The organism is Stenotrophomonas mexicanensis (assembly GCF_032911605.1).
GTDB lineage: Bacteria > Pseudomonadota > Gammaproteobacteria > Xanthomonadales > Xanthomonadaceae > Stenotrophomonas > Stenotrophomonas maltophilia_A.
Map to the genome: position 1 here is coordinate 1 of NZ_JAWJTG010000009.1, position 25,966 is coordinate 25,966.

The 25,966-nt window shown below is 67.6% G+C and carries 31 protein-coding genes; 6 read left to right on the forward strand and 25 right to left on the reverse strand.

What is annotated here, in order from left to right:
* Positions 1-153 precede the first annotated feature (153 nt).
* From R1L06_RS06020 to R1L06_RS06095, 16 genes are all read right to left on the reverse strand, one after another.
* On the reverse strand, positions 154-972 hold the full coding sequence (locus tag R1L06_RS06020) for a carboxylesterase family protein (protein ID WP_317217197.1): 819 nt from the start codon (positions 970-972) through the stop codon (positions 154-156).
* A 70-nt stretch (positions 973-1,042) separates the two neighbouring features.
* On the reverse strand, positions 1,043-1,309 hold the full coding sequence (locus tag R1L06_RS06025; protein WP_010483664.1) for a hypothetical protein: 267 nt from the start codon (positions 1,307-1,309) through the stop codon (positions 1,043-1,045).
* Between the two features lie 59 nt (positions 1,310-1,368).
* On the reverse strand, positions 1,369-2,730 hold the full coding sequence (mgtE, locus tag R1L06_RS06030; RefSeq protein ID WP_010483662.1) for a magnesium transporter: 1,362 nt from the start codon (positions 2,728-2,730) through the stop codon (positions 1,369-1,371).
* A gap of 194 nt (positions 2,731-2,924) precedes the next feature.
* Complete coding sequence (gene ptsP, locus R1L06_RS06035) at positions 2,925-4,694, reverse strand: phosphoenolpyruvate--protein phosphotransferase (protein ID WP_100437450.1); 1,770 nt, start codon at positions 4,692-4,694, stop codon at positions 2,925-2,927.
* Positions 4,695-4,696: 2 nt separating this feature from the next.
* Positions 4,697-4,966: an HPr family phosphocarrier protein gene (locus tag R1L06_RS06040; RefSeq protein ID WP_005408385.1), complete on the reverse strand. Its 270-nt coding sequence runs from the start codon at positions 4,964-4,966 to the stop codon at positions 4,697-4,699.
* A complete protein-coding gene (locus R1L06_RS06045; RefSeq protein WP_049462131.1) occupies positions 4,959-5,351 on the reverse strand; it encodes a PTS sugar transporter subunit IIA in 393 nt (130 codons plus the stop codon). Before R1L06_RS06045 ends, R1L06_RS06040 begins: the two co-directional genes overlap by 8 nt.
* A gap of 393 nt (positions 5,352-5,744) precedes the next feature.
* Positions 5,745-6,629, reverse strand: coding sequence for an RNase adapter RapZ (rapZ, locus tag R1L06_RS06050; protein ID WP_182267363.1), 885 nt, complete (start codon positions 6,627-6,629; stop codon positions 5,745-5,747).
* 27 nt (positions 6,630-6,656) lie between these two features.
* Entirely contained in the window at positions 6,657-7,607 is a 951-nt protein-coding gene (hprK, locus tag R1L06_RS06055) for an HPr(Ser) kinase/phosphatase (RefSeq protein WP_005408388.1), read from the reverse strand.
* Positions 7,604-8,056 (reverse strand): PTS sugar transporter subunit IIA, encoded by a 453-nt coding sequence (locus R1L06_RS06060; protein WP_032130191.1) that lies wholly within the window; start codon positions 8,054-8,056, stop codon positions 7,604-7,606. The genes hprK and R1L06_RS06060 overlap by 4 nt, the downstream gene beginning before the upstream one ends.
* Positions 8,057-8,077: 21 nt before the next feature.
* Positions 8,078-8,395, reverse strand: coding sequence for a ribosome hibernation-promoting factor, HPF/YfiA family (gene hpf / locus R1L06_RS06065; protein WP_004147311.1), 318 nt, complete (start codon positions 8,393-8,395; stop codon positions 8,078-8,080).
* Positions 8,396-8,453: 58 nt separating this feature from the next.
* Positions 8,454-9,878, reverse strand: a complete 1,425-nt coding sequence (locus tag R1L06_RS06070) for an RNA polymerase factor sigma-54 (protein WP_317217198.1) — start codon at positions 9,876-9,878, stop codon at positions 8,454-8,456.
* A 40-nt stretch (positions 9,879-9,918) separates the two neighbouring features.
* Positions 9,919-10,638 (reverse strand): LPS export ABC transporter ATP-binding protein, encoded by a 720-nt coding sequence (gene lptB / locus R1L06_RS06075; protein ID WP_049400688.1) that lies wholly within the window; start codon positions 10,636-10,638, stop codon positions 9,919-9,921.
* On the reverse strand, positions 10,638-11,189 hold the full coding sequence (gene lptA, locus R1L06_RS06080) for a lipopolysaccharide transport periplasmic protein LptA (RefSeq protein WP_071228063.1): 552 nt from the start codon (positions 11,187-11,189) through the stop codon (positions 10,638-10,640). The genes lptB and lptA overlap by 1 nt, the downstream gene beginning before the upstream one ends.
* Positions 11,190-11,293: 104 nt before the next feature.
* Complete coding sequence (gene lptC / locus R1L06_RS06085; protein WP_049462883.1) at positions 11,294-11,869, reverse strand: LPS export ABC transporter periplasmic protein LptC; 576 nt, start codon at positions 11,867-11,869, stop codon at positions 11,294-11,296.
* Positions 11,866-12,414 carry a KdsC family phosphatase gene (locus tag R1L06_RS06090; protein WP_049398160.1) on the reverse strand — a complete coding sequence of 183 codons (549 nt, stop codon included), beginning with the start codon at positions 12,412-12,414 and terminating at the stop codon, positions 11,866-11,868. The genes lptC and R1L06_RS06090 overlap by 4 nt, the downstream gene beginning before the upstream one ends.
* Before the next feature lie 66 nt (positions 12,415-12,480).
* Positions 12,481-13,482 (reverse strand): KpsF/GutQ family sugar-phosphate isomerase, encoded by a 1,002-nt coding sequence (locus R1L06_RS06095; protein WP_317217199.1) that lies wholly within the window; start codon positions 13,480-13,482, stop codon positions 12,481-12,483.
* Between the two features lie 54 nt (positions 13,483-13,536).
* On the opposite strand from R1L06_RS06095, the gene R1L06_RS06100 reads away from it, so the two are divergent.
* Genes R1L06_RS06100 through R1L06_RS06110 form a run of 3 tightly spaced genes read left to right on the forward strand, consistent with a single transcriptional unit; the run spans position 13,537 to position 15,386 of the window.
* Positions 13,537-13,767 (forward strand): BolA family protein, encoded by a 231-nt coding sequence (locus R1L06_RS06100; RefSeq protein WP_021202589.1) that lies wholly within the window; start codon positions 13,537-13,539, stop codon positions 13,765-13,767.
* Between the two features lie 21 nt (positions 13,768-13,788).
* Positions 13,789-15,060, forward strand: a complete 1,272-nt coding sequence (murA, locus tag R1L06_RS06105) for a UDP-N-acetylglucosamine 1-carboxyvinyltransferase (protein WP_049462885.1) — start codon at positions 13,789-13,791, stop codon at positions 15,058-15,060.
* Entirely contained in the window at positions 15,057-15,386 is a 330-nt protein-coding gene (locus tag R1L06_RS06110; protein ID WP_032130368.1) for a hypothetical protein, read from the forward strand. The genes murA and R1L06_RS06110 overlap by 4 nt, the downstream gene beginning before the upstream one ends.
* A gap of 122 nt (positions 15,387-15,508) precedes the next feature.
* On the opposite strand, the gene R1L06_RS06115 is transcribed toward R1L06_RS06110, so the two are convergent.
* The 7 genes from R1L06_RS06115 to purM form a co-directional block, all read right to left on the reverse strand.
* On the reverse strand, positions 15,509-16,192 hold the full coding sequence (locus R1L06_RS06115; protein WP_010483632.1) for a DUF3108 domain-containing protein: 684 nt from the start codon (positions 16,190-16,192) through the stop codon (positions 15,509-15,511).
* A 2-nt stretch (positions 16,193-16,194) separates the two neighbouring features.
* Positions 16,195-17,019, reverse strand: a complete 825-nt coding sequence (locus R1L06_RS06120; RefSeq protein WP_049398164.1) for a DUF3108 domain-containing protein — start codon at positions 17,017-17,019, stop codon at positions 16,195-16,197.
* 67 nt (positions 17,020-17,086) lie between these two features.
* Positions 17,087-17,746, reverse strand: a complete 660-nt coding sequence (gene purN / locus R1L06_RS06125; RefSeq protein WP_049398165.1) for a phosphoribosylglycinamide formyltransferase — start codon at positions 17,744-17,746, stop codon at positions 17,087-17,089.
* A complete protein-coding gene (locus tag R1L06_RS06130) occupies positions 17,743-18,405 on the reverse strand; it encodes a DUF2238 domain-containing protein (RefSeq protein WP_049398166.1) in 663 nt (220 codons plus the stop codon). The genes purN and R1L06_RS06130 overlap by 4 nt, the downstream gene beginning before the upstream one ends.
* Before the next feature lie 41 nt (positions 18,406-18,446).
* On the reverse strand, positions 18,447-18,869 hold the full coding sequence (locus tag R1L06_RS06135) for a hypothetical protein (protein WP_317217200.1): 423 nt from the start codon (positions 18,867-18,869) through the stop codon (positions 18,447-18,449).
* On the reverse strand, positions 18,866-19,354 hold the full coding sequence (locus tag R1L06_RS06140) for a hypothetical protein (RefSeq protein ID WP_180838130.1): 489 nt from the start codon (positions 19,352-19,354) through the stop codon (positions 18,866-18,868). The genes R1L06_RS06135 and R1L06_RS06140 overlap by 4 nt, the downstream gene beginning before the upstream one ends.
* 22 nt (positions 19,355-19,376) lie before the next feature.
* Positions 19,377-20,435 carry a phosphoribosylformylglycinamidine cyclo-ligase gene (gene purM / locus R1L06_RS06145; RefSeq protein WP_049421530.1) on the reverse strand — a complete coding sequence of 353 codons (1,059 nt, stop codon included), beginning with the start codon at positions 20,433-20,435 and terminating at the stop codon, positions 19,377-19,379.
* Positions 20,436-20,534: 99 nt separating this feature from the next.
* On the opposite strand from purM, the gene R1L06_RS06150 reads away from it, so the two are divergent.
* The 3 genes from R1L06_RS06150 to hda are packed head-to-tail and all read left to right on the forward strand — an operon-like array spanning position 20,535 to position 23,547.
* Positions 20,535-21,674 carry a DUF2066 domain-containing protein gene (locus R1L06_RS06150; RefSeq protein WP_032130361.1) on the forward strand — a complete coding sequence of 380 codons (1,140 nt, stop codon included), beginning with the start codon at positions 20,535-20,537 and terminating at the stop codon, positions 21,672-21,674.
* Positions 21,671-22,840 carry an AI-2E family transporter gene (locus R1L06_RS06155; protein WP_317217201.1) on the forward strand — a complete coding sequence of 390 codons (1,170 nt, stop codon included), beginning with the start codon at positions 21,671-21,673 and terminating at the stop codon, positions 22,838-22,840. Before R1L06_RS06150 ends, R1L06_RS06155 begins: the two co-directional genes overlap by 4 nt.
* Positions 22,840-23,547: a DnaA regulatory inactivator Hda gene (hda, locus tag R1L06_RS06160; protein WP_032130359.1), complete on the forward strand. Its 708-nt coding sequence runs from the start codon at positions 22,840-22,842 to the stop codon at positions 23,545-23,547. Before R1L06_RS06155 ends, hda begins: the two co-directional genes overlap by 1 nt.
* A 625-nt stretch (positions 23,548-24,172) precedes the next feature.
* Here the strand turns inward: hda and murU are convergent.
* Both murU and R1L06_RS06170 read right to left on the reverse strand, forming a co-directional pair.
* Positions 24,173-24,883, reverse strand: a complete 711-nt coding sequence (gene murU, locus R1L06_RS06165) for an N-acetylmuramate alpha-1-phosphate uridylyltransferase MurU (RefSeq protein ID WP_125894169.1) — start codon at positions 24,881-24,883, stop codon at positions 24,173-24,175.
* Positions 24,880-25,905: an aminoglycoside phosphotransferase family protein gene (locus tag R1L06_RS06170; protein WP_317217202.1), complete on the reverse strand. Its 1,026-nt coding sequence runs from the start codon at positions 25,903-25,905 to the stop codon at positions 24,880-24,882. Before R1L06_RS06170 ends, murU begins: the two co-directional genes overlap by 4 nt.
* Between the last annotated feature and the right edge of the window lie 61 nt (positions 25,906-25,966).

The following is a 25,966-nucleotide window of genomic DNA, read 5'->3' on the forward strand; positions in this document are numbered from 1 at the left end:
CAGAGCAGTCAATGCCAACCGAGGTTGGCAACTACCAGAGCAGTCAATGCCAACCGAGGTTGGCAACTACCAGAGCAGTCAATGCCAACCAAGGTTGGCAACTACCAGAGCAGTCAATGCCAACCCAGGTTGGCAGCTACGAGAAACTGCGGTTCAGCGCTTCTGCGCGAACAGCCACGCCCACATTGCCGGGTCGGCGTAGGTAGCGTCCCAGGCATTGTGATTGCCTTCCGGGTACTCGGTGTAGCGCACATCGCGTCCGTTGGCGCTCTGGAATGCGGCATGCAGCCTGCGGTCGTCATCCGGAGGCACCACGTCGTCCAGCGCGCCGTGGAAGATCCAGATCGGCGTGTGCCGCAGGCGCTGCGCGATCACGGCATACGGATCGGTTTCCTGGACGACCTGCTCGACGAACAGGGTCGGACGCTTTGCGCGTGGTGCAAGTACTGCGCCGCACACGGGGACGATCGCGGCAAAGCGGCGAGGGTCGTCCAGGGCGATGTTCCAGCTGCCGTAGCCGCCCATCGACATGCCGGTCAGGTACTGCCGTGCCGGGTCGGCGCCGAATTCGGCGATCGTCGCGTCCAGCGCGGCAACGGCTGCACGGTTGTTGCGGCCGCTCCATTCCTCATGGCCCGGTACCTGTGGAAACACCACCAGGGCAGGGAAGTCGGGATGCTCGCGCAGATAAGGCCCCAGCCCGGCGTGGGTCTGCTTGATGCCATCGGCGCCGCGCTCGCCCGAACCGTGCAGGAACAGGATGACCGGGACGTTGGAGGTTGCGGGCGTCTGCCCACCAGGGCTGCGGGCCTGCAGGCCCGCGGGAATGAACACCTGGTAGTAAGCCGTGTGTCCATCCACCTTCACCGCACGTGCTTCGAAGCGGCCACGCGCGCTGTCCGGCAGCGAAGTGCAACCGCTCATCATCAGAAGGGCCAGCAGTGGCAACCAGCGCGACAGCAGACGGACCATGGGGTTTTCCGAAGCGGCGAGAACGCCTGCATCGTAGTCCGCCAACGTCGGCCCGGCATCATGCGCCGCGTCACTGCGGGCGCGGGAAGCTGGCGATGATGTCCAGCTGCTCCTGTGCCTCGGCATTGCCTTCGGCGGCTGCAGCCTGCACCTGCGCCATATCCGGGTGCAGCACCACCAGCAGCGGGTTCTCGCAGACCGGGCAGTCGTACTCGGTGGCGTCCTCGTCCAGCTCCATCTCCATGGCACGCGAGCTGCCCTTCCATTCGCAGGCCGGGCAGGTGTGCTGCTGGTCGCGCCAGCCGGGCTGGAAGTAGTTTTCTATCGTTGTTGCCATGGGTGTTCCCGTTGAGTGGGGTCCGAGCCCCGCTTGGCGGGGCCCGATCCTTGATGCGGTCAGTGCAGCAGCACCAGGGTGGCCAGGCCGAGGAAGGTGAAGAAGCCCATCGAGTCGGTCACGGCGGTCAGGAAGATGCCGCTGGCCAGCGCCGGGTCGAAGCCGAAGCGTTTCAGGGTCAGTGGCACCAGCACGCCGGCCAACGCGGCGAACAGCAGGTTGCAGGTCAGCGCGATGGCGATCACCGCCGACAGTCCGGGTGAATGGAACCAGGCCAATACGATCAGGCCCAGTACCGAGCCCAGCATCACGCCGTTCAACAAGGCGACCCGCACTTCCTTCCACAGCAGCGTGCGCGCGTTGGAGGCGCCCACCTGGCCCAGCGCCAGGCCGCGCACCATCAGCGCCAGCACCTGGGTGCCGGCGTTGCCTCCGAGGCCCGCAACGATCGGCATCAGCACCGCCAGCGCCACCAGCTTGTCGATGGTGCCCTCGAAGTGGCCGACCACGCTGGACGCCAGGAATGCCGTGCACAGATTGACCGACAGCCACATCAGGCGGCGGCGCATGGCGCGCCAGACCGGGCTGAAAAGATCTTCGTCCTCGTCCAGGCCGGCGGCGCCAAGCGCCTGGTGCTCGGCCTGTCCACGGATGATGTCGACCACGTCATCGATGGTGATGCGGCCGACCAGGATGTTGTTGTCGTCCACCACCGGCGCGGAGATCCAGTCATGGTCGGAGAACTGGCGGGCGACCTCCTGGTCGCTTTCGCCGACATCGATCGCCGGTTGCTCGTCGTCGATCAGGCGGTTGATCGGGGTGGTGTCCTCGTGGGTCACCAGTGCCGCCAGCGACACCCGGCCGAGGTATTGATGGCGACGGCTGACCACGAACAGATGATCGGTGTGGTCGGGTAGTTCGCCACGCAGGCGCAGGTAGCGCAGCACCACGTCAACGTTGACGTCGGCGCGCACGGTCACCACGTCCGGGTTCATCAGGCGGCCGGCGCTGTCCTCGGGGTAGGACAGCACCTGCTCCAGGCGCTCGCGGTTCTCGCGGTCCATCGACTTGAGGACTTCGTCGATGACCGTGTCCGGCAGATCCTCGACCAGGTCGGCCAGATCGTCGATGTCCAGGTCTTCGACCGCGGCGATGATCTCGTCCGGGTCCATGTCGGCGAGCAGGCTCTCGCGCACGTCGTCGCCGACGTGGACCAGCACCTCACCGTCATCTTCCGGATCGACCAGGCCCCAGACCACCTCGCGCTTGCCCGGCGGCAGCGATTCGAGCAGGTTGCCGATCTCGGCCGGGGCCAGGGTGTTGACCAGGCGGCGCACCGGGCCCAGCCGACCGCTGTCCAGTGCGTCGGACAGCATCCGCAGTTGGCGCGCAGTCTTGTCGTGGCGTACAGCTTCAGCCATCGCAGCTCCCGCGGGATAAGAAAAGCCGCGATCCCGGCAAGGATGCGGCAACAGGGGTGTTCAGCGCGTCATTATCGCAAGGGGATGTTTCAACGCATAGCCGCCGGGCGGTGGTAGTGCCGGCCGCTGGCCGGCAAGCGGCCCCATCGAAGGCCATGAGGTTGCCGGCCAGCGGCCGGCACTACCCTTGGCGCTCAGGGCGTATCCGCCACCAGCGCCAGCCAGCGCTCGATCGCGCGGCGGTCGCGTGCGGCCAGCAGCTTCGGCGCGCGCGCGCGCAGCGCGGCCAGGTCGGCCTCGCGGATCGCGCGGCGCACCTCCAGCAGTGTGCCGGGGTGCAGGCTGAATTCGCTCAGGCCCAGCGCCAGCAGCAGCGGAGTCATCCGTGCATCACCGGCCATCTCACCGCAGACCGCCACCGGAATGCGATGCCGCGCGCCGGTCTCGATCACCATCTGCAGCAACCGCAGCACGGCCGGATGCAGCGGCGAATACAGCTCGCCCAGTGCCTCGTTGTTGCGGTCAGCGGCCAGCAGGTACTGCACCAGGTCGTTGGTGCCGATCGACAGGAAGTCGACCAGGTCGATGAAGCTCTCCAGCGCCAACGCCGCAGCGGGCACCTCGATCATCGCCCCAAGCGGCACATGGTCGGACACCATGTGGCCTTCGCTGCGCAGCTGCTCGGTCAGCTTGAGCATGCGTCGGCGCACCGCCAGCAGTTCCTCGCGGGTGCTGACCATCGGCACCAGTACGCGCAGCTTGCCGTAGGCCGAGGCGCGCAGGATCGCGCGCAGCTGGGTGTCGGCCACCTTGGGCCGTGCCAGCGACAGGCGTACGCCGCGCAGTCCCAGGGCCGGGTTTTCTTCGTTGCTCAGGGTCAGGCCGGTGCGGTCGGCCTTGTCCGCGCCCAGATCGAGCGTGCGGATGGTGACCGGTCGCCCGCTCATGCCCAACGCGGCATCGCGGTAGGTCTGGAACTGTTCTTCTTCGTCCGGCAGCTCGTTGCGCTGCAGGAACAGGAATTCGGTGCGGTACAGGCCCAGCCCCTGCGCGCCCAGCGCATGCGCCTGGGTGACGTCCTCCAGCGATTCGGCATTGGCCAGCAGGGCGATGTCGACCTGGTCGCGGGTACGGCTGGGTTTGCTGCGCAGGCGGCCGAGCTCGCGCTGCTCGCGCGCATGTTCTTTCAGGCGCGCGCGGTAGTCGCGCAGGTTGTCGGCCTGCGGGTTGGCGGTGATGCTGCCGTCGGCGCCATCGATGATCAGCACGTCGCCATCGGCGATGCGGCTGAGCAGCTGCGGCACGTTGACGATCAAGGGCAGGTGCAGGCTGCGCGCCAGGATCGCACTGTGCGACAGCGCGCTGCCGGCGGCGGTGACGATGCCGACCACCCCCTGCGCCTGCAACTGGGCAAGCTCGGAGGGCGCGATGTTGTCGCAGACCAGGATTTCACCGGCCAGGCCTTTCATCACCGGCGGGCGTTCGGGCTGCAGGAAGGCGTGGATGCGGCCGATCACATGGTCGAGGTCGTCCATGCGGCTCTTCAGATAGGCATCGTCCATGCCATCGAAGACCTTGGCCAGGCGGTCACGCTGCAGGCGCAACGCATAGCCGGCGCTGTAGGGGCCGCTGCGGATCAGTTCGTCCAGCCCGAACAACAGCTCGGGGTCGTCCAGCAGCAGGGCATGCAGGTCGAGGAACTCGCCCACTTCCTGGTTCAGGGCGCCATGCAGGCGCTGCCGCAGTTCGTGCATTTCGGTGCGCGCGGCATCCACCGCGCGGTGCAGGCGGGCCAGCTCGGCCTCGACCTGATGGGCGGCGACGCGCTGCTCGGCCACTTCCAGCGCATGTGGCAGGCGCACCCGCGCCCGGCCCATCGCCGCGCCACGGGCAGCACCGTGCCCGGCCAGCAGCTGTACCGGCCGCTGGCCGGAAGGGACCTGGCCGGCGCGCGCGCGTGGCACGCTCAGCTGTCCTCGTCGAAGCGGCGTTCGAACAGGCCGACCACCGCTTCCATCGCGGCGGCTTCGTCCTCGCCGTTGATGCGCACCGTGACCGGGGTGCCCTGGCCGGCGGCCAGCAGCATCACGCCCATGATGCTCTTGGCGTTGATCTCACGGCCCTTGGCGGCCATGGTCACGTTGCAGCGGAACGGCGCCAGGGTCTGCACCAGCTTGGCGGTGGCCCGGGCGTGCAGGCCCAGGCGGTTGCTCACGGTGAGTTCTCGTTCAAGCATCGTCGACTATCGCTCCATTACGGGTACCCGCCGCGGCTGTGGCGGGCAGTTGATCCAGTCCCTGTTCCGGATAATTCATCACCCGCAGCAACATCGGCAGGCTCAGCGCCGACACCCGGCGAACCGGGGTCCCCAGCCGGGCCAGCTGCCCGGCAAGGTTGGCGGGGCTGGCGCCGTACAGGTCGGTCAGGATCAGCACGCCTTCACCATTGTCGACCCGCCGCAGAGCGGCCGAGGCGAGCGGGAGCAGGGCGTCCAGGTCTGCGTCGAACGGTACTTCGAAAGCTTCGGTTTTCAGCGGCAATTGCCGCAGGAGCCGGGTCGCCACGTCAAGCAGGGCGGTCCCGACCCCGGGATGTGTTACGAGGAGAATGCCACAGGTCATTACTGCACGTTAACAGGTCAAGGTGAATTGGCGATAGCAGCAGATGAGGGGCACTGTGTCCCGTATTCAGCGTTGCTCGGGTCGGAGCCCATTTCCGTTGGAAAAGGATCCGACCCCATCCGTTTTTCGATGCCTGACAGAGATTCATCCACGCATGGCGTGGATCTACTGTGTCGACCAAGGTCGACACCCACCAACAGCACACGGAATCTGTCAGAGGCGGGGCGGTGTGGGTCTGCAGGACCGTTGGCGCCATGGATGGCGCCATCGAGCCCCCATGGACGGGTTTACGGCGTGTCCTGCAGACCCACACCGCCCCGCCATCCCACGTAATCCCGCTCTTGCCGTTGACGTGGCCTCTGCGGGTGCCGGGCGCAGCCCGGCCGACCACCCTCAATCCTGTTCGCGGTGGTAGGTCGCCACGTCTTCCCAGCCCATCTCGCGGGCATGCCGGGCCAGGCGCTCGGCCAGGAACACCGAACGGTGCTTGCCGCCGGTGCAGCCGAAGGCCACGGTCACATAGCTGCGGGTGCCATCCCCCAGCTTCGGCAGCCAGGTATCGAGGAAATCCATCAGCTGGGTCAGGTAGCGCTGCACGTCCGGCTGCGCTTCCAGGTAGTCGCGCACGCCCGGTTCGCGGCCACTCAGCGCACGCAGATCCGGGTCCCAGTGTGGATTGGGCAGCACCCGCGCATCGAACACGAAGTCAGCCTCGGCCGGCACGCCGCGCTTGTAGGCGAACGATTCGAACAGCAGCGACAGGCCGGTGGCATGGTCCATCGTGAACTCGGTGATGATCCGCCGCCGCAGCTGATGCACGTTGAGGCTGCTGGTGTCGATCACCGCATCGGCCTCGCGGCGCAGCGGTGCGGTCAACTCGCGTTCGCGGGCGATGGCTTCGGGCAGCGACAGGCCCAGCTGGCTCAGCGGATGGCGGCGGCGGGTGTCGGCGTAGCGTTTGAGCACGGCCTCGTCGCTGGCCTCGAAGAACAGCACCTTCACTTCCACGCCGGCATCGGTGGCCAGCTGCCGCCAGTCGCCCAGCTGGCTCAGGTCGGCCTGGCCGCGCACGTCGATGCCTACGGCCAGGCGGCGTGGTGCGCTGCCGTCGTGGTTGGCCAGCAGGCTGCGCACGAAGTCGGGCAGCAGATTGATCGGCAGGTTGTCCGAGCAGTAGTAGTCCTGGTCCTCGAAGGTCTTCAGGGCGACGGATTTACCCGAGCCGGACAGGCCGCTGACGATGATCAGGGTCGGGGCGGAGGGGGTGACGGTGCTCATGGACAGGCTCTTCGAAGGACAGGGGAATCAGGGTGTTCGCCGTTCCAGCAGGTTGCTGTGGCGGGCGATGAACATGGCCGCCGGGTCGATGCCCTTGGTGCGCAGGATGTGCAGGCGGGTCGCGGCCTCGGTCAGCACGGCCAGGTTGCGGCCGGGCATCACCGGCAGGGTGATCAGCGGTACATCCAGGTCCAGCACATGGCGGGTGCCCGAGTCGCCGGTCAGGCGCTCGTAGCCATGCGGGGTGGGTTCGGTCATCGGCTTGGTCAGGTGGACGATCAGCCGAAGGTACTTGTTCTTCTTTACAGCCGTATCGCCGAACATCTCGCGCACGTTCAGCACGCCCAGGCCGCGCACTTCCAGCAGGTCCTGCAGCAGTTCGGGGCAGGTGCCATCGAGCACGTCGGGCGCGATCTGGGTGAATTCGGGCGCATCATCGGCGACCAGGCGGTGGCCGCGGCTGAGCAACTCCAGCGCCAGCTCGCTCTTGCCCGATCCGGCCTCTCCGGTGATCAGCACGCCGATGGAGTAGATCTCCATGAACACGCCATGCAGGATCACCCGCGGCGCCAGCGTACGCGCCAGGTGGTAGGACAGATGGTTGAGCAGTTCGTGGCCGCGCTTGGGCGACAGCCACAGCGGCGTGCCGGATTCGTCAGCAGCGGCGCGCAGGTCTTCCGGGCAGGCCTGGTTGCGGGTCAGCACCAGCGCCAGCGGGTGCGACTGCATGATCTTTTCGATGGTCTCCCAGCGCTGGCGCGGTTCCAGCGCATCCAGCCAGGACAGTTCCTCGGTACCCAGGATCTGCACCTTGTTGGGGTAGATCGCATTGAGGTAGCCGGCCAGCGACGGACGCCGCGAGACCGTGTTGCCGGCCTCCAGCTCGCGCTTCTCGCCGGACTTGCCGGCAGCCCAGCGCAGCCCCAGCCGCTCGCGCTGCTGTTCGAACAGTTCACGGGCGGTGATGCTGGTATTCATGCGGCACTCGCAGGTGGGGTCATGTCCAGCGCCTCGCGCAGCGCCCGGGCATCGCCCGCTTCGCGCAGGGCCTGGCGGATGTCGGGCGCCGAAAACAGCTCGGCCAGCTCGGACAGCAGCATCAGGTGCTGGTGGGTGTAGTGGGCGGGGACGGCCATGGCGAACACCAGGTCCACCGGCTCGTCGCCACCGAAGTCGACCGGGGTGGCCAACCGCAGCAGGGCGCCGCGGGGGCGGTCCAGGGTTGGCGCGCGGCCGTGGGGAATGGCGATGCCGTGACCGATCGCGGTGCTGCCCAGCGCTTCGCGCTGGCACAGGTTCAGATAGATCTGTTCGGCGTTGGCCTGGCGGCAGGCCAGCAACCCGGCGGCGGCCTGCAGGACGCTGTCGCGGTCGGTGGCCGTGCAGAGCTGGGTCTGCACGGCCGCCAGGAGGTCAGTCAGGGGCATGTCTGCGGGGAACGGTGGCGATCAGCCACCATTGTCGCCCACCGGCAGCGGTGCGTGCTGCTGTTTTTTCTCCTTGTGCTTGATCACCAGACGGTCAAGCTTGTCCGCAAGCAGGTCGATCGCGGCATACATGGTCTGGGCATTGGCCTCGGCGTGCAGGGTCTGGCCGGGAATGTTGAGGCTGGCGTCGACGTGGTGTTCGGTCTTCTGCAGCTTGAGGGTCACCCGCGCTTCGCAGTGCTGGTCGAAGTGTTTGCCGATCCGGGCCAGCTTCTCCTCTACATAGGACTGCAGGGCCGGGGTGACTTCGACATCTTTGCCAAACGTTTCGATGCGCATCGGGTTTCTCCTGTGTTCGGATGTGCCAATGAACCTCTCCGCCGGGCGCGGCGGCGCGTCAAGCGATTCTGACCCTTTCGTGCGAGGCGGAAATGTTCATGGCTTCACGATACTTCGCCACGGTGCGTCGCGCTACTGGAATTCCCGACGATTTGAGCAGGTCAGCCAGCTTGGCGTCAGAAAGCGGCTTGCGCGGGTTCTCGTCGTCGATCAGGCGCCGGATCATCGCCTGGATGGCCGTGCTGGACGCCTCGCCACCGCCCTCGGTATCGATGCCCGAGGCGAAGAAGGCGCGCAGCGGCAGGGTGCCGCGCGGGGTACGCACGTGCTTGCGGGCGATCGCGCGCGAGACCGTGGATTCGTGCAGGCCGAGCTCGGTGGCGATCTCGCGCAGGGTCAGTGGACGCAGCGCCTGCTCGCCGAATTCGAGGAAGCCGGCCTGCTGCAGGATCAGGCTGCGTACCACCCGCAGCAGGGTTTCGCCACGCTGCTGCAGCCCTTTCAGCAGCCAGCGCGCTTCCTGCAGCTGGGCACGCAGGTAGCCGGCATCGGCGTCGCCACAACGTCGGATCAGCTGTTCGTAGCCGCGGTGGATCACCACCTTCGGCCCGGCATGCGCGGCCAGCGCTGCGCGCCATACGCCGTTCTGCCGCCACACCACCACATCCGGCACCACGTAGGTGTCCTGCGACAGCGGTGCGATCTGCGTGCCCGGGCGCGGGTCCAGCGAGCGCAGCAGGGTGACTGCGGTCTCGACCTCGTCCAGGGGCTGTTTCAGTTCATGGGCCAGCCCGGCGACGCCGCTGCGCGGCAGCCGTTCCAGCGGGCCTGCGGCAATCTGTCGCGCCAGCACCAGGCCGGGCGTGTCACCGGCCAGCACATCCAGCTGCAGCAGCAGGCATTCGCCCAGCGTGCGTGCAGCCACACCGACCGGATCGAAACGCTGGATGCGATGCAGCACGGCGAGGATCTCGTCCTCGTCGGCGTGGATCGCCGGCAACAGGGTTTCGGCGATGGTGGCCAGCGGCTCGCGCAGGTAACCGTCGTCGTCCAGCGCATCGATCAGTGCGGCACCGATACTGCGATCACGCGAGGACAGATGCGACAGATGCAGCTGCCACAGCAGATGGTCGGCCAGTGTTTCGGTTTCGGCTACGCGCTCGGCGGCGCTGCCGTTGTCGTCGTCATCGTCGAAGCTGCCGCCGCTGCCGGCCGCGCTCCAGTCCAGTTCGGCCGGTGCCCAGTCGTCACCGGCATCGGTACGTTCTGCGGGCGCGTCACCGTCGTTGCCATCGCTGCCTTCGTTGCTGGCGCTGCTGCTGTCACTGCTGTCGGCCCAGTCCAGCAGCGGATTGCTTTCCACCGCCTGGGCGATCTCCAGCTCCAGCTCGGTGGTGGACATCTGCAGCAGCTTGATCGCCTGCTGCAACTGGGGCGTGAGCACCAGCTGCTGTCCCAACGATGTCTGCAGCCGAGTCTTCATGCCTGTGCCGAAAGGAAGGAGAGGGACCCGGCGCTTGCCGTCACAGCTTGAAGGAATCCCCAAGGTAGACGCGACGCACGTCGGCATTGTCCAGGATCGCTTCCGGCGAGCCCTGGGCCAGCACGCTGCCCTCAGCGAGAATATACGCGCGGTCGCAGATACCCAAGGTCTCGCGCACGTTGTGGTCGGTGATCAGCACGCCTATGCCACGCTGCTTGAGATGGGTGACGATGCGCTGGATCTCGCCGACGGAAATCGGGTCGACGCCGGCGAACGGTTCGTCGAGCAGGATCAGGCGCGGCTGCGCGGCCAGGGCACGGGCGATCTCGCAGCGGCGACGTTCGCCACCGGACAGGCTGGCGCCGAGCTGGTCGGCGACGTGGCCCAGCTGCAGTTCGTCGAGCAGGCTGTTCAATTCACGCTCGCGGCCAGCCGAATCCAGGCCCTCGCGCAGCTCCAGCACCAGGCGGATGTTGTCGGCCACGGTCAGCTTGCGGAACACCGACGGCTCCTGCGGCAGGTAACCCACGCCCTGCTTGGCCCGGGTATACATCGGGTCGCCGGTGATGTCCTTGCCGTCGAGCACGATGCTGCCAGCATCGGCGGCAACCAGGCCGACGATCATGTAGAAGCAGGTGGTCTTGCCGGCGCCGTTGGGGCCGAGCAGGCCGACCACTTCACCGGCGTCGAGGGTCAGCCCGAAGTCCTTGACGACTTCGCGTTGCTTGTACTTCTTGCGCAGGCCCTTGGCGACGAGCATTACTTCCTGCTCCCGGCCGGCTGTGCCGGCGTGGTGGCCTTGGGCTGTGCCGCAGGTGCGGCCGGGGTCTTGTTCTTCGGCGGGATGACGGTGCGCACGCGGCTGCCGTCACCACCGGAGTTCATTTCGCCGGTGCGGGTGTTGTAGATCATGCGCTGGCCGGCATTGGTGCCGCGCGCGCTGGTGACCTTGTAGTTGCCGGTCAGGGTGATGATCTCGGTCTTGATGTCGTAGTCGATGCGATCGGCCAGCGCGTCCATCCAGGTGCCATCATCGAGCTGCTGCTTCATCTTGGCCTGCTTGCCGGTGAACACCACACGCACCGCTTCGCCGTCCTTGAGGTAGATCTCGGCCTCGGACGAGCGCAGGTCCAGCGTGCCCTGGGTGATGATCACGCCCTGCGACAGCACGGTCTTGCCGTCGCCGGTGAGCGTGCCCGACTGGGCGCCGGAATCGATGTGCATGTCTTCGTTGCGGTCGGTGGACTTGGCGAAGGCGGCGCTGGGGACAAGAAGACCAAGCGCGAGTACGGCGGCAAAGGGAATCTTCATCGGGGTCCGTTCTACCGGTGGGGGCCTCCCGGGTGGACCGGGGGCGGGCGGGTGGGGCTGCCGGCCTTGCGCCTGTCCGGAGACGTCGCAGGCTGGCGGCGGAATCAGCGTTTGGGCGTGTAGCGGCCCTTGGACTGGCTGAGGAAATGATACGTGTTGTTCTTCGAATCCACTTCGAAGCCGACGCCGGACTGTTCCATGCCCGGGCGGGTCATGGTCACCAGGGCGTCGGTGCGGGCGCGGTTTTCCTTCGGGAACACGTCCAGATGGTCGGTGCGGAAGGTGGTCGGCACCGTGCCCGGGCCGACCGGGCTGTCGCCGGCGACATTGCCGCGCAGCTTCATCTCGTCGCCCTTGGCGCTGAGCCAGCCGGTTTCGGCACGCAGGGTCCAGTGCCTGCCATCCTTGTCCGGCATCTCGAACAACGGCGTGGCGATGTTGATGGTCTGGTCACCGCGCTGGCGTTCCAGCAACGGTGCGCGCAGCGTGGTCGATTCCTTGCCGTGCTCATCCAGGGCGACGATCTGGAAGTCGTGCAGGATGTAATCCACGCCCACTTCCTGGCCGCCACTGGCTGGCCCCTTGTCGCGGTTGCGCAGCGCCGCCCAGCTGCTCAGCAGGGCCGCCAGCAGCAGGCCGATGCCGAGCAGGGTGCGCCAGTTCACGGTCGGCAGGTTCATGCGCCGAACCTCGCCAGCACCGCATCCACATGCCCCTGCGCGGCCAGCAGGATGTCGCACAGCTCGCGCGCGGCGCCACGCCCGCCATCGGCACGGGTCTGCCAGTGCACGCGCTCGGCGATCCACGGATGGGCGTTGGCCGGCGCCACCGCCAGGCCGACCGCGCCCAGCGGCGCCAGGTCCGGCAGGTCATCGCCCATGAAGGCCACCTGTTCCAGGCCGATGCCATGCTGCGCGCACAGCGCCTGCACGCTGGCCAGCTTGTCGCCCACGGCGATCTGGGTGTCGATGCCGAGGTCGGCGCCGCGCTTGAGCGCGGACTGGCTGTTGCGCGCGGTGATCAGCACGGGGTGGATGCCGTGCTGCTGCAGCAGTTTCAGGCCCAGGCCATCCTGCACGAAGTACGCCTTGCTCTCGTTGCCGTCCTTGTCGTAGTACAGCCGACCGTCGGTGAGGGTGCCGTCCACGTCGAAGCAGGCCAGGCGGATACGGGCCGCGGCGGCATGCAGGTGGGCAGGGAAGGCGGGCAGGGGGGACCAGGGCATCAGGGCGGCAGGCTCGGTGGGTTCGGGTGGGGCAGTACAGACTGAATGGGGTCTACGGACTGTCGGTTAAACCACCCGGGCCCGCAACAGGTCATGAATGTTCAGGGCGCCGACCGCACGGCCCTGGCCATCGACCACGATCAGGCCGGTGATCTTGTGGGTCTCCATCAGCCGGGCCGCCTCCACCGCCAGCTGGTCGGCGCCGATGGTGCGTGGGTTGCGGGTCATCACATCGGCGATCTTCGCCGTGCGTACGTCCAGCGCGCTGTCCAGCGCACGGCGCAGGTCGCCGTCGGTGAACAGGCCGATCAGCACGCCGTCCGCGTCGACCACGGCGGTCATCCCGAGCCGTTTGCGGCTCATCTCCATCAGCGCTTCACTGAGACTGGCGCCGGCGCCCACGCTGGGCAGGTCGTCGCCGGTGTGCATCACGTCGGTGATGTGCAGCAGCAGGCGGCGGCCGAGGCTGCCGGCCGGGTGTGAACGGGCGAAATCGTCGGCGGTGAAGCCGCGTGCGTCGAGCAGGGCCACGGCCAGCGCGTCGCCCATCGCCAGCGAGGCGGTGGTGCTGGAGGTCGGCGCCAGCGCCAGCGGGCAAGCCTCGGCCGGCACGCTCACGTCCAGGTGGATGTTGGCGGCGGTGGCCAGGCTGGACTGTGGGCGCCCGGTCATGGAAATCAGCACGTTGCCCTGGCGCTTGAGCACCGGCAGCAGCATCAGCACCTCGTCTGACTCGCCCGAATAGGACAGGGCCAGCACCACGTCGTCCTCGGTGATCATGCCCAGATCGCCGTGGCCGGCTTCACCCGGGTGCACGTAGAACGCCGGCGTACCGGTGGACGCCAGGGTGGCGGCGATCTTGCGGGCGATGTGCCCGGACTTGCCCATGCCGGTGGCGACCACCCGGCCGCGGCTGCCCAGGATCGCCTGGCAGGCCTGCTGGAACGCCTCGCCGAGGCGGTCGGCCACGGCGTCCAGCGCCTGCCGCTCGATCTCGAAGACGCGGCGGCCGCTGGCGACCAGGCCGGCAGGGTCGACGGAACGGGGGGGCAACAGGGATTCGGCCATGCGGACGCCACGCAGCGGAAGTAGAATGGAGGCACATTTTATTAGGAAAGCCCGTTGGACGCCGACACCATCCGCAATCTGATCGAAACCGGCCTGCCCGGCGCCCGCGCCGACGTGCGGGGCGACGATGGCGTGCATTTCGAAGCGACCGTGGTCTGCGAGGCCTTCGCCGGCAAGATGCCGCTGGCCCGCCACCGCATGGTGTATGCCACGCTGGGCGACCTGATGGGCGGCGCGATCCACGCGCTGGCGCTGAAAACCGTGACCCCGGCCGAAGCCGGCTGAACCGCAGAAGATCCCGAATACATGGCCAAGATCGTTGTGACCGGCGGCGCTGCGCTGCACGGTGAAGTGAGCATCTCCGGCGCCAAGAACGCCGTCCTCCCCATTCTCTGCGCGACCCTGCTGGCCGATGCGCCGGTGGAGATCACCAACGTGCCGCACCTGCACGACGTGGTCACCACGGTGAAGCTGCTGGGCGAGCTGGGCGCCAAGGTCACCATCGACCAGGGCACGCTGTCGCGCGGCAGTGCGATCGTGGTCGACCCGCGTTCGGTCAACCAGCACGTGGCACCGTACGAGCTGGTCAAGACCATGCGCGCCTCGATCCTGGTGCTGGGCCCGCTGCTGGCCCGCTTCGGCGCGGCCGAAGTATCGCTGCCGGGCGGCTGCGCGATCGGTTCGCGTCCCGTTGACCAGCACATCAAGGGCCTGCAGGCGCTGGGTGCCGAGATCGTGGTCGAGAACGGCTTCATCAAGGCCACCGCCAAGCGGCTGAAGGGGGGGCACTTCACCTTCGACATGGTCAGCGTCACCGGCACCGAGAACGTGCTGATGGGCGCGGTGCTGGCCGAAGGCACCACCATCCTCGACAACTGCGCGATGGAACCGGAAGTGACCGATCTGGCGCACTGCCTGATCGCGCTGGGCGCGAAAATCGAAGGCCTGGGCACTGCCCGCCTGGTGATCGAAGGCGTCGAGCGCCTGTCCGGTGGCCGCCACGAAGTGCTGCCCGACCGTATCGAGACCGGCACCTTCCTGGTGGCCGCAGCGATGACCGGTGGCAAGGTCACGGTCAACCGTGCGCGCCCGAACACCATGGACGCGGTGCTGTCCAAGCTGGTCGAAGCCGGTGCGAAGATCGAGACCACCGACGACAGCATCACCCTGGACATGCAGGGCAAGCGGCCGAAGGCGGTCAACCTGACCACCGCGCCGTACCCGGCGTTCCCGACCGACATGCAGGCGCAGTTCATGGCGCTCAACTGCGTGGCCGACGGCGTGGGCGTGATCAACGAAACGATCTTCGAGAACCGTTTCATGCACGTCAACGAACTGCTGCGCCTGGGCGCGGACATCCAGGTCGAAGGGCATACCGCCATCGTGCGTGGCAACGAGCACCTGAGCGGCGCGCCGGTGATGGCCACCGACCTGCGCGCCTCGGCATCGCTGATCCTGGCCGGCCTGATGGCCAGCGGCGATACCACCATCGACCGCATCTACCACCTTGATCGTGGCTACGAGAACATCGAAGAGAAGCTGTCTTCGCTCGGTGCCACCATCCGGCGCGTGCCATGATCCTGCGCGGCAAGTTCAGCCCGCGTCGCAAGGCGCTGCTGGCCCTGGTGCTGATCGTGCTGGCGTGGCTGGGCTATGCCTGGTACGCCAACATCGCCATCACCCAGGGCATCGAGCAGAAGGACATGGACTGGAACGGCGACGGCACGGTCTCGCGTGACGAGATCATCGAGTCGTTCTATGCGGTCGCAGTGAACGACAGCCAGGACGGCAACCGTCATTGCCGCACCTTCGTCTGGCGCAGCACCGGTGAGCAGATCCGCGTGGACTGCCGGACCGAGTTCAAGCCGGCCGAGGAACAGAAACCGGCTGAAGCGAAGAAATAAGAAAACGCCCGCGAAAGCGGGCGTTTTCTTTTCGGTAGTGCCGGCCGCTGGCCGGCAACCCCATCAACCTCGTGGAGCATCGCGAGAATGCCGGGCAGTGGCCGGCACTACCGGTTCGCGCGTCAGTTCATCGCCTTGATGGTCAGGTCCAGCGCATCGCGGCCGCTCTCACGCTGCAGCATGCGCGCCGGCACCGGGAATTCCGGCACGATCCAGGCGATCAGCTCCTTGTTGCCGTCGGCGCGCGAGACCTTGGTGGCCTCGTAGCTCTTGCCGCCCACGGTGATCGATTCCTTGCCGATCACACGGTACGTCATGTTCTTGATGCGGCCTTCGTCGACCATGCGATAGGTCAGCGGCTTGCCCGCCGCCAGGTCACGGGCGATCGCCAGGTTGATCAGCAGCGCGTCCATGTCACCGGCTTTCAGCGCAATCGGGCCAGCGCGATCCGGCTTGATGTCACCGGTCCAGGTGGCCTGGTTGCTGGTCCAGTTGTAGTTGGCCTGCACGTTGCGCTTCTTCACCAGCAGCGCCGAACGGTCCTGGCTGCTGAGCGGGCGCAGCTGGCCACGCACTTCCTCGAACACCGTGCTCTGGCTGAGGTCGGCCAGCTGGTTCTTCACCTGCAGGCTGTAGCGCCACTTGTTGCTGCCTTCGCTGGCCAGGGTCATGGTGCCGTTGGCCTGCATGCCCATGTAGCTGGCCAGGTAATCGGCCTTGAACGGTTCCAGCGCCATGGCCGGCAGGCTGGCCACGGTCAGGGCAGCGGCTGCGATCCAGGTGAGGGGGCGGGTCAGGGTATTCATGCTCAGACTCCTTGGTATTCGATCAGGCGCAGATCGACGCGGTCTTCGCCGTCTTCGCGTTGCAGGATGCGCACCGGGGTGGGGACACCGTTGGCGATCCAGAGAATGGTTTCGTTTCTGCCACCGTTGGTCCGGTAGACCCGCAGTGCGTTGTAGGACAGGTCGCCGACCTCGACGTTCTCGGTCTGCGGCGCGGCCTGGTAGTCGTGTTCGCGGACCTTGCCCATGTCCACGTAGCGGTAATGCATGGAGGCGCCTGGACGCGCATCGCGCATGATCGCCAGGTTGATCAGCAGCGCGCTCTGGTCGCCTGCCTGCAGCGGGATCGGTTGCGCGCGTTCCTTCTTGACGTCACCGGTCCATTGCGCGGTGCCGGCCTGCCAGTTGTAGGTGCCGACCGCCTTCTTGCCCAGGAACAGGCCCTTGCGCACCGTGCTCTGGCTGAGCGGCGCATACACGCCGCTGCGCTCCTCGAACACCGTGCTCTGTTCGATGTTCAGGCCCAGCACGCTGGCAAAGCCGCGGCGGCCGACCACCTGCATGTCCACCCGCCACTGGCTGCCGCCGGTGTGGGTGACCTGCATGCTGGCATCGCCCGCTTCCTTGCCCTTGTAGAAGGCCTGGTAGGTGGCGCTGAACGGTTGCAGCGGCGGTGGCTCCCAGGCCAGTGCCGGTGGCATCGGTACGGCCGGCGCATCGGCTGGCGGCTGCGCTGCGGGCACCGGTGCCGGCGGGGGGGCGGGCGCCTGTGCCTGGCCCCAGCCCACGCCGGGGAACACGGCAAGCGACAACAGCAATGGAGTGGACAGCAGGGTCGTGGTCTTCATGGAGGACAGGGACCGCAGGAGGGGGCAGGATGCCAGCCCCGCAGTCAGCGGGGCGTGTGCATGGGGACTACCGGTTCAGGTTCCCGGCGGAATCTAGGGCCAACGGGCTAAACAGGGGGTGACCGTCCAGTTGCGGCTGGCCCTCCCGTTCAGCCAGGCGGCCGGCGCACAACAGCTGCAGGGTGGCGATCAGCAGCGGATGCTCCACCGCCAGCACGCGCGCGGCGAGGCTGTCGGCGTCATCGCCGGGCAGCACCGGCACCCGCACCTGCGCCAGCACGGCGCCCGCATCCAGCTCGGGCACGACCAGATGCACGCTGGCACCGTGCTCGGCGTCGCCCGCCTGCAGCGCCCGTGCGTGGGTGTCCAGGCCCTTGTGCAGCGGCAGCAGCGATGGATGGATGTTGACCAGCCGGCCATTGAAGCGCTGTACGAAGGCCGCGCCGAGGATGCGCATGTAGCCGGCGCAGACGATCCAGTCCGGTTGTACTGCGGCCAGCGCATCGCCGAGCGCCTGCTCGTAGCTGGCGCGGTCGCTGAAGGACTTCGGTGCATGCGCCCAGCGCAGGTTCGGTGCGACGCGCTGCAGGGCCTCTGCGGCGGGGCGGTCGGAAAACACGCCGACCACCTCGGCGGGCAGTCGGCCGTCGGCAATGGCATCGAGGATGGCCTGCAGGTTGCTGCCGCGACCGGAGGCGAGCACGGCAATGCGGGTGGTCGCGGTCACTGCTGGGCGCTCCGGCGGATCAGCGGCCAGATCAGCAGGCTGCCGAGGGTGGCCATCAGCATGTCGGCGTGCGCGTCCCACATGTCGCCCTGCTGCCCGTTGTAGGCCTCGGCAGCATCCGGTGACAGCGCCAGCGCGATGGCCCACTCGAACCATTCGTAGACCAGGCTGGCACACATCACCGTCATCACCGCCAGGGTGAATGCCTGGCCCAGGCGGAGCGCCGGCCACGCATGACGGGCAAGCTGCAGCAGCGCAGGAGTGAAGCAGACGCCGAACAGGAAGTGGATGAGGCGATCGAAATGGTTGCGCTGCCAGCCGAAGGCCGCATTCGGCGACCAGCCGCTCAGCGTCTGCGCCCAGGCGTCGTAGGGCACGTTGGAATACAGCCAGCGCGCGGCCACGCAGTGCAGGGCGATGAAGCCGCAGATCGCGATGAAGGCACCGTTGCCCAGCCAGCCGCCGCGACGGTCGACCCACAGCAGCGCGGCCAGCCCGATCACGGTCAGGGTGCTGTGCAGGGCCTGTTCGGTAGGCCACAGCGGGTGGACCCAGCTGATTGCGAACACCGCCAGCACGGCGGCAAAGGCCAGCTTCTTGGGGCCCGAGAAACGGTGGGTGGTGGGCGAAGCGGACGTGGGGAGGGCAGGCGCGGACATGGGAAATCGATCAGGAAAGGACGGGGCGTCTGCCGGCAGGTTCAGACACTGAGGTGGTCGCCGCGGTCGAACAGCGCGGCCATGTCAGGTTTGGACAGGAACACCCAGGCATAGGCGGCCAAGGCCATGCCCAGCGGGCCGGCCAGTACGCCCAGCCACGCCGCGCGCCGGCACCAGGTCAGCCCGGTGCGATGTGACAGCTGGCGCGCGGTATACAACTGCACGAACCCCAGCACGGCCGCCAGCACGGCGATGGACGCATAGACCGTGGTCAGCATCCAGGCATCGTCCAGTCCGCGCGAGTGGGCCACCCATCCGCTGAGGCCAAGGAACGCCACTGTGGCGAACCAATGGAAGCCGGCCAACGCGTAGAACAGCACTTTCAGCGTCTGCAGATGGCTGTTCAGCTGCAGCTGCGCCAGGGTCTGATGCGGCAGCGGCGGCGGATTGCCGGAGGCGGTCATGCGGGCGTGGCGGGAAGGTCGAAGGCGGCCTTCACCTGCGGGCGCAGCAGGGTGATCAGGCTGAACACCCCCAGCACCGTGCCGACGGGGGTGAACAGGCAGGCCAGGCCGGCCGCGATCAGGCACAGCAGGTAGCGGCGTCTCTGGGCCAGGCAGCGGCCGGCATAGGCGACGAACGCGCCCAGGGTGACGCCACCGAATACGGCGACGCAACCGATGAGGGTGAACATCCAGCCGAACAGGCGCTGTTCGGCCGGCGACGACGGCTGGCCGCCGGAATTCATCGGCAGGTTGCCGGTGAGCGCGGTGATGCCCAGCACGATGTGGATGATGAAGATCAGCGAGAACAGCACGATCAGGCCGCCGACCACGTAGTGCGCGATGGCCAGCATGCGCAGGTGGTCGGCATCCTGCGCGTTGAACACCGGTACCGTCGCCAGCGGCGGCGGCACGGGGGCGGGCGACAAGGGGGGCGTTGCGTCCATGCGGGCTCCTGGGTTGTCGGGATCAGGCGATGTGGACGCGCTCGGCGCCTTCGGCGGTGACCACCTGGCCGATGGTCCAGTGCTCCAGGCCCTGCGCCTTGACCGCATCGGATACCGCGGCCACCTGGTCCGGCGCCACGATCAGCACGAAGCCGATACCGCAGTTGAAGGTGCGCCACATCTCGCTGTCGGCGACCGCGCCTTCCTTCTGCAGCCACTGGAACACCGGCGGCAGGGTCCAGGACGAGGCCTGGATGTCCAGGCCGAGGCCGTCGGGCACCACGCGGATGATGTTCTCGGTCAGGCCGCCACCGGTGATGTGGGCCATGCCGTGGATGGCCGCGCCGTGCGACTTCAGCAGCGACAGGATCGGCTTCACGTACAGGCGGGTCGGCGCCATCAGCGCATCGACCAGCTTCACGCCGCCTTCCAGCTCCAGCTCGGCCGGGCGGCCGGCTCGGTCGTAGATGCGGCGCACCAGCGAGTAGCCGTTGGAATGCGGGCCGGACGAAGCGATGCCGATCAGCACATCGCCGGCAGCCACGCTGGCGCCATCCTTCAGCTCGCTCTTCTCGACGGCGGCGACGGTGAAGCCGGCCAGGTCGTACTCGCCCGGGGCATACATGTCGGGCATTTCAGCGGTTTCGCCGCCGATCAGCGCGCAGCCGGCCTCGGTGCAGCCGTTGGCGATGCCGCCCACGACCGCCGCGGCGGTGTCGATGTCCAGCTTGCCGGTGGCGAAGTAGTCCAGGAAGAACAGCGGTTCGGCACCCTGCACCAGCACGTCGTTCACGCACATGGCGACCAGATCGATGCCGATCGTATCGTGGCGGTTCAGCTGGTGGGCCAGCTTCAGCTTGGTGCCCACGCCGTCGGTGCCCGACACCAGCACCGGCTCGCGGTACTTGTTGGACAGGTCGAACAGGGCGCCGAAGCCGCCCAGGCCGCCCATCACTTCCGGGCGGAAGCTGCGCTTGACCAGGGGCTTGATCCGCTCGACCAGTTCGTTGCCGGCGTCGATGTCGACACCCGCGTCACGGTAGGTGAGGGGGGAGGGGGCGGAAGACGGGGTGTTGGTCACGGGCGTCGGCGCTGGCAGGGGTTGAACGGGCGATTTTAACAGGCCGCATTGGCGCAAAGGCCGTATTCGGGCAACAATTCCCCCGGATACGTCGAGCCAATGGATGTCCTGATGCGCCGCAGCCTGATTCTGACCCTGCTCCTTGCGCTGAGCCTGCCGGTGGCCACGATGGCCCAGAGCGGCCTGCGCACCGAGGGTGATGTTGCCACCGCCACTGGCGCGTACGAGGCCGAAGTGCCCGTCAACAGCCAAGCCGAAGCCGACCGCAACGGTGCGCTGGCCCGCGCCTTGAGCGTTGTACTGGGCAAGTTGTCCGGCGATCGCAGCGTGATGTCGCGCCCTGGCGTGGCGCAGGCGCTGCGCAATGCCAAGGATTACGTGGCCAGCTACGACTACAAGCAGGACCAGAGCGTGAGCGCCAGTGGCGCCCCCAGCTTCCGTACCCTGCTGGTGGCCCGCTTCCGCGAGGACGATGTCGATTCGCTGGTGTCGGCGCTGGGCCTGCCGCTGTGGCCGCAGCCGCGACCGAAGCCGGTGCTGTGGCTGGCCGTCGATGACGGCAGCGGTCCGCGCCTGGTCAGCGTGCAGCAGGCCAACGCCGCCCGCCCGTTGCTGAACCGCGCCATCGAGCGCGGCTACAAGCTGGGCCTGCCCAGCGGTGGTGCCGCCGAACAGGCGCTGGCCGGTGCCATCTGGCGCCAGGACAGTGCCGCCGTGGCCCGTGCCTCTTCGCGCTACTCGCCGCCGATGCAGCTGATCGGCAAGCTGTACCGCGCCAATGGCGGCTGGCAGGCGGACTGGGTGTTCGTCGACAACGGCCGTGAGCTGAACAAGTGGACCAGCAAGGACGCCAACGCCATGCGCGCGATGGCCGCCGGTGCCGATGGTGCCGCCGATGCGCTGGTCAAGCGCTATGCCAAGGCCGGCGCGGCCGTCGGCCAGGCCGGCACCTATCGGGTGGTGGTCACCGGCATCAACAGTGCCGACGACTACCTGCGCCTGGCTGCCGGCCTGCGTGAGGTGCCGGTGGTGCGCAACGTCACCCCGCTGCACGCTTCGGCCGGCCAGCTGGAGCTGAGCCTGGAGATGACCACCGGCCTGGCCGGCTTCAACCGCATGCTGGGCGACAACGGCGTGCTGGTGCCGAGCGCACCGCTGCCGGCCCTGCCGACGCCGATCGACGACACCACCGGTGCCCCGGTCGCTGCGCCGGTCAGCAACGAGTACCGCCTGCGATGAACCTGACCCCGGAAGCGGAAATCGCGCAGTTTCTGCGCCGCCTGAAGTACATCCTGTTCGCCGGCCTGATCGGCTGGGTGGTGTGGTTGCTGGCGCCGATCCTGACCCCGTTCGTGCTGGCGCTGGCGCTGGCCTGGCTGGGCGATCCGCTGGTGGACCGCATCGAGGCCACCGGCCGTTCGCGCATGACCGGCGTGGTGCTGGTGTTCGCGGCGATGGTGCTGGTGATCGTGGCGCTGCTGCTGGTGCTGGTGCCGATGATCGAGCGCCAGATCACCACCCTGATTGCGGTCGCGCCGCAGGCACAGGCGTGGCTGATGGAAAAGGGCATTCCCTGGTTCGAGCAGAAGACCGGCCTGGAAGTGATGCAGTGGCTGGACCCGGACCGCCTGATCGAATGGGTGCGCAGCCACTGGCAGCAGGCCGGCGGCTTCGCCACCACGTTCATGGGCTACGTCTCGCGTTCGGGCTTTGCGATGGTGACCTGGGTGGTCAACATCCTGCTGCTGCCGATCCTGGCGTTCTACTTCCTGCGTGACTGGGACAAGCTGGTCGAGCGCGTGGCGTCGGTGATTCCGCGCAACCAGATCGGCACCATCAGCGCATTGGCGCGTGAGTCCAACGAGGTGCTGGGCGCCTTCATCCGCGGTCAGTTCCTGGTGATGCTGGCGCTGGGCGTGATCTATGCCGGCGGCCTGTCGCTGGTCGGCCTCAAGCTGGGTCTGCTGATCGGCCTGATTGCCGGCCTGATCAGCTTCATTCCCTACCTGGGCGCGACCACCGGCATCCTGATGGCGGTGGTCCCCGCACTGGTGCAGGCACAGGGCTTCGACCTGAAGCTGCTGATCCTGGTCGGCGTGGTGTTCACCGTGGGCCAGCTGCTGGAAAGCTACGTGCTGACCCCGCGGATTGTCGGCGACAAGATCGGCCTGCACCCGGTGGCAGTGATCTTCGCGGTGATGGCCGGCGGCCAGCTGTTCGGCTTCCTCGGCATGCTGCTGGCGCTGCCGGTGGCAGCGGTGACCAACGTGCTGCTGCGCTACGCGCACCAGCGTTATCGCCAGAGCGAGCTGTACGTGGGTGAGAAGCCGGCGATCGTGCTTGATGGCGTGGTCGATGCCCCCCATATCATCATTCCGAACGACAAGGGCCCCGACCTGAAGTGATGGGTGTGCCGCAACTGCCGCTGGCCCTGCATTACCCGCGGGACCAGCGCCTGGAGACCTTCATCGGCGCGCCGGACGGCGCGCTGGCGCAGCTGCGCGCGATCGCGGTGGGTGCCAGCCACGATTGGGTCTATCTGGAAGGTGCGGCGGGCACGGGCAAGACCCACCAGGCACTGGCGATGTGCTCCAGCGCCGAGCAGGCCGGGCGACTGCCGACCTACGTACCGCTGGCCAGCGCCGCCGGCCGCGTACGCGCGGCGTTGGATGGGCTGGAGGCGCGCGAGCTGGTGGCGCTGGACGGCCTGGACGAGGTGGCCGGCAACCGCGAGGACGAGATCGCGCTGTTCGATTTCCACAACCGCGCGCGCGCTGCGGGCGTGACCGTGCTGTACACGGCGCAGAAGGCGCCGGAAGAACTGGGCCTGGTACTGCCCGATCTGCGTTCGCGGCTGGGCCAGTGCGTGCGTGTGCTGCTGCAGCCGCTGGATGAGGAAGGACGGGCAGCGGTGCTGCGTGAGCGCGCGCTGCGGCGTGGGCTGGCGATCGACGAGGCCTCGATCGAGTGGCTGCTGTCGCATACCGGGCGCGAGCTGGGTGGGTTGATCACCCTGCTGGACTGGCTGGACCGGGAGTCGCTGGCGGCGAAGCGGCGGATCACCGTGCCGTTCCTGCGCCAGGTGCTGGAAGAAGGCCGGCCGCGTTACTGAGGGTGGGGTTTGCTTTGCAGGGCTGCCGCCCTGCACCCGCCGTAGTGCCGGCCGCTGGCCGGCAACAGCAAGAGCCGAAGCAACAGCAGAAGCTGGCTTCCTGAGGGGAGGCGGGGTGGCTCAGGTTGCGGGGGACGGCGCAAGTACGTCCCTGTAGCCTCGATCGCGCCATCCATGGCGCTCACGCCCCCGCAACCTGAGCCACCCCGCCTTCGACAGGTTCCCGCGATCTGCCGGGACTGCATACTGCACTGCTGTTGGTGGGTGTCGACCTTGGTCGACACGTGCCTTGCTTGTGGTGGGTGACGACCGTTGGTCGTCACCAGAGCAAGCGCAGCGAAGCGACCCGCTTTTGCTTTTCTTTCTTTCTTCCGTGGCTGGACGCCCACGGAAACTGTCAGAGGCCGGGCGGGTGGGCCATGCAGGGGCGTGAGCCGCATGGATGCGGCGACCGAGCTTACAGGGGTGAAGGCGCTTTGCTTGCGAAGCACTGCTTCGCAAGCGCCTGAACGCACAGCCGCCAGCGGCTGGGCCGGGCCCCGGAGGGGGACTTGCAGCGTCCCCTGCATGGCCCACCCGCCCGGCCAAACACGCGATCCGCTCTACGCGACCAGCCACGAGGGGCTCAGCCGTTCGCGGCCAACTCAGCATCCAGCGCGCGCAGGCGATCTACCGTCCCGACATCGGTCCAGCGCCCGCGATGGTGCTGCCCCGTCATCAATCCCTGCACCATGAAGTGCTTCTGCAGCGGCACCACCGAGAACTTCGGCGGCAGCCGCTCGCTGCCCGGTGCATCACCGATCACCGTGCGCCAGTCGGCCACGATGGAAGGGCGATACACGCCGATGCCGGCATAGGTCAGGCACGGTCCTTCGCGGTCGTGGTGCAGCAACCCCTGCGCATCGAGGCGGTAGTCACCGTTCGGGTGCTGAACCGGATTGTCGACCAGCACCAGATGCGCCTGGCCCTGCGGCTCGCGCGGCAGCGTGGCGAAATCGAAATCGGTCCAGATGTCGCCGTTCACGACCAGAAACGGGGCGTCGCCCAGCACCGGCAACGCGTTGAGGATGCCGCCGCCGGTTTCCAGCGGGGTCTGCCCTTCGTACATGAAATGCAGGCGCAAGCCCCATTGGCTGCCATCGCCCAGCGTCGCTGGAAACTGTTCGGCCAGCCATGCGGTGTTGACCACCACCTCGCGCACGCCGAGTGCGGCCAGGCGTTCCAGGTGCCAGACGATCAGCGGTTTGCCGGCCACGTCCAGCAGCGGCTTGGGCGTGTGCAGGGTCAGCGGGCGCATGCGCTCGCCGAGGCCGGCAGCAAAGACCAGTGCCTTCATCGGGCCACGCGCATCGGTGTGGTCAGGTCGGCCAGCGCCGGCTTGATGCGGTGTTCCAGCAGCTGCTGCAGCGGTGCCAGCTCGCGGTAGCGCGGCAGCACTTCATCCAGATAGGTGATGAAGCGCGGCGCGTCGTCCAGGTAATGGCCCTTGTTGTCGCGATAGCGCAGGCGGCAGAACAGGCCGAGGATCTTCACGTGGCGCTGGATGCCCATCCAGTCGGCATCGCGCAGGAAGGTGGCACGGTCGGGCACCGGCAGGCCGGCGTTGCGGGCGCGCTCGTGATACTGCGCCAGCCACTCGTCCACACGCTGCAGCGGCCAGCTCAGGAACGCGTCCTTGAACAGGCTCATCGCATCGTAGGCGATCGGGCCGCGCACCAGGTCCTGGAAATCCAGCACTGCCGGACCATTCTCGACCGGCATCAGATTGCGCGGCATGTAGTCGCGATGGGTCATCAGCTGGGCCTGGCCCAGCGCGTTGTCCATCAAGCGGCGGTGCACCAGCTGCAGCCCTTCAATCTCGCCGCAGTCCAGTTCCAGGTTCAGGTGGCGCTGCAGGAACCATTCGTCGAACAGGCCGGCATCGCGCTGCAGCAGTGCTTCGCCGAACTGGCCGAAGTCGGCCGGCACCGGGATCGCCTGCAGGCGCAGCAGCTGTTCGATCGAACGGCCGAACCATTCATCGGCGTTGCGCTCGTCGAGGATCTTCGCCAGGGTCGGGCCGCCGAGATCTTCCAGCAGCAGGAAGCCGGCATCCAGATCCTGTGCCAGCAGCGCGGGCACACGCAGGCCGTTGTCATCCAGCAGGCCGCGCATGCGCAGCCACGGGCGCGGATCTTCCAGCCCCGGCGGGGCGTCCATCACGATGTGGCTGCCGCGCGTGCTGGTGGTGCGCCAGTAGCTGCGCATGCCGGCATCGACCGAGGCGCGTTCGACCACCGCACTGGAATCATCGAGCTGGGTACGGGCCCACTGCAGGCGCTGCGCGCTGCGCTGGGGATCGGAGGCGGGTTCGGTCATGCAGGCATATCCGGGCGCGCCGGGCGCGCCTACGTCGGGAACAGGAAGGGAAGAGGGTGCG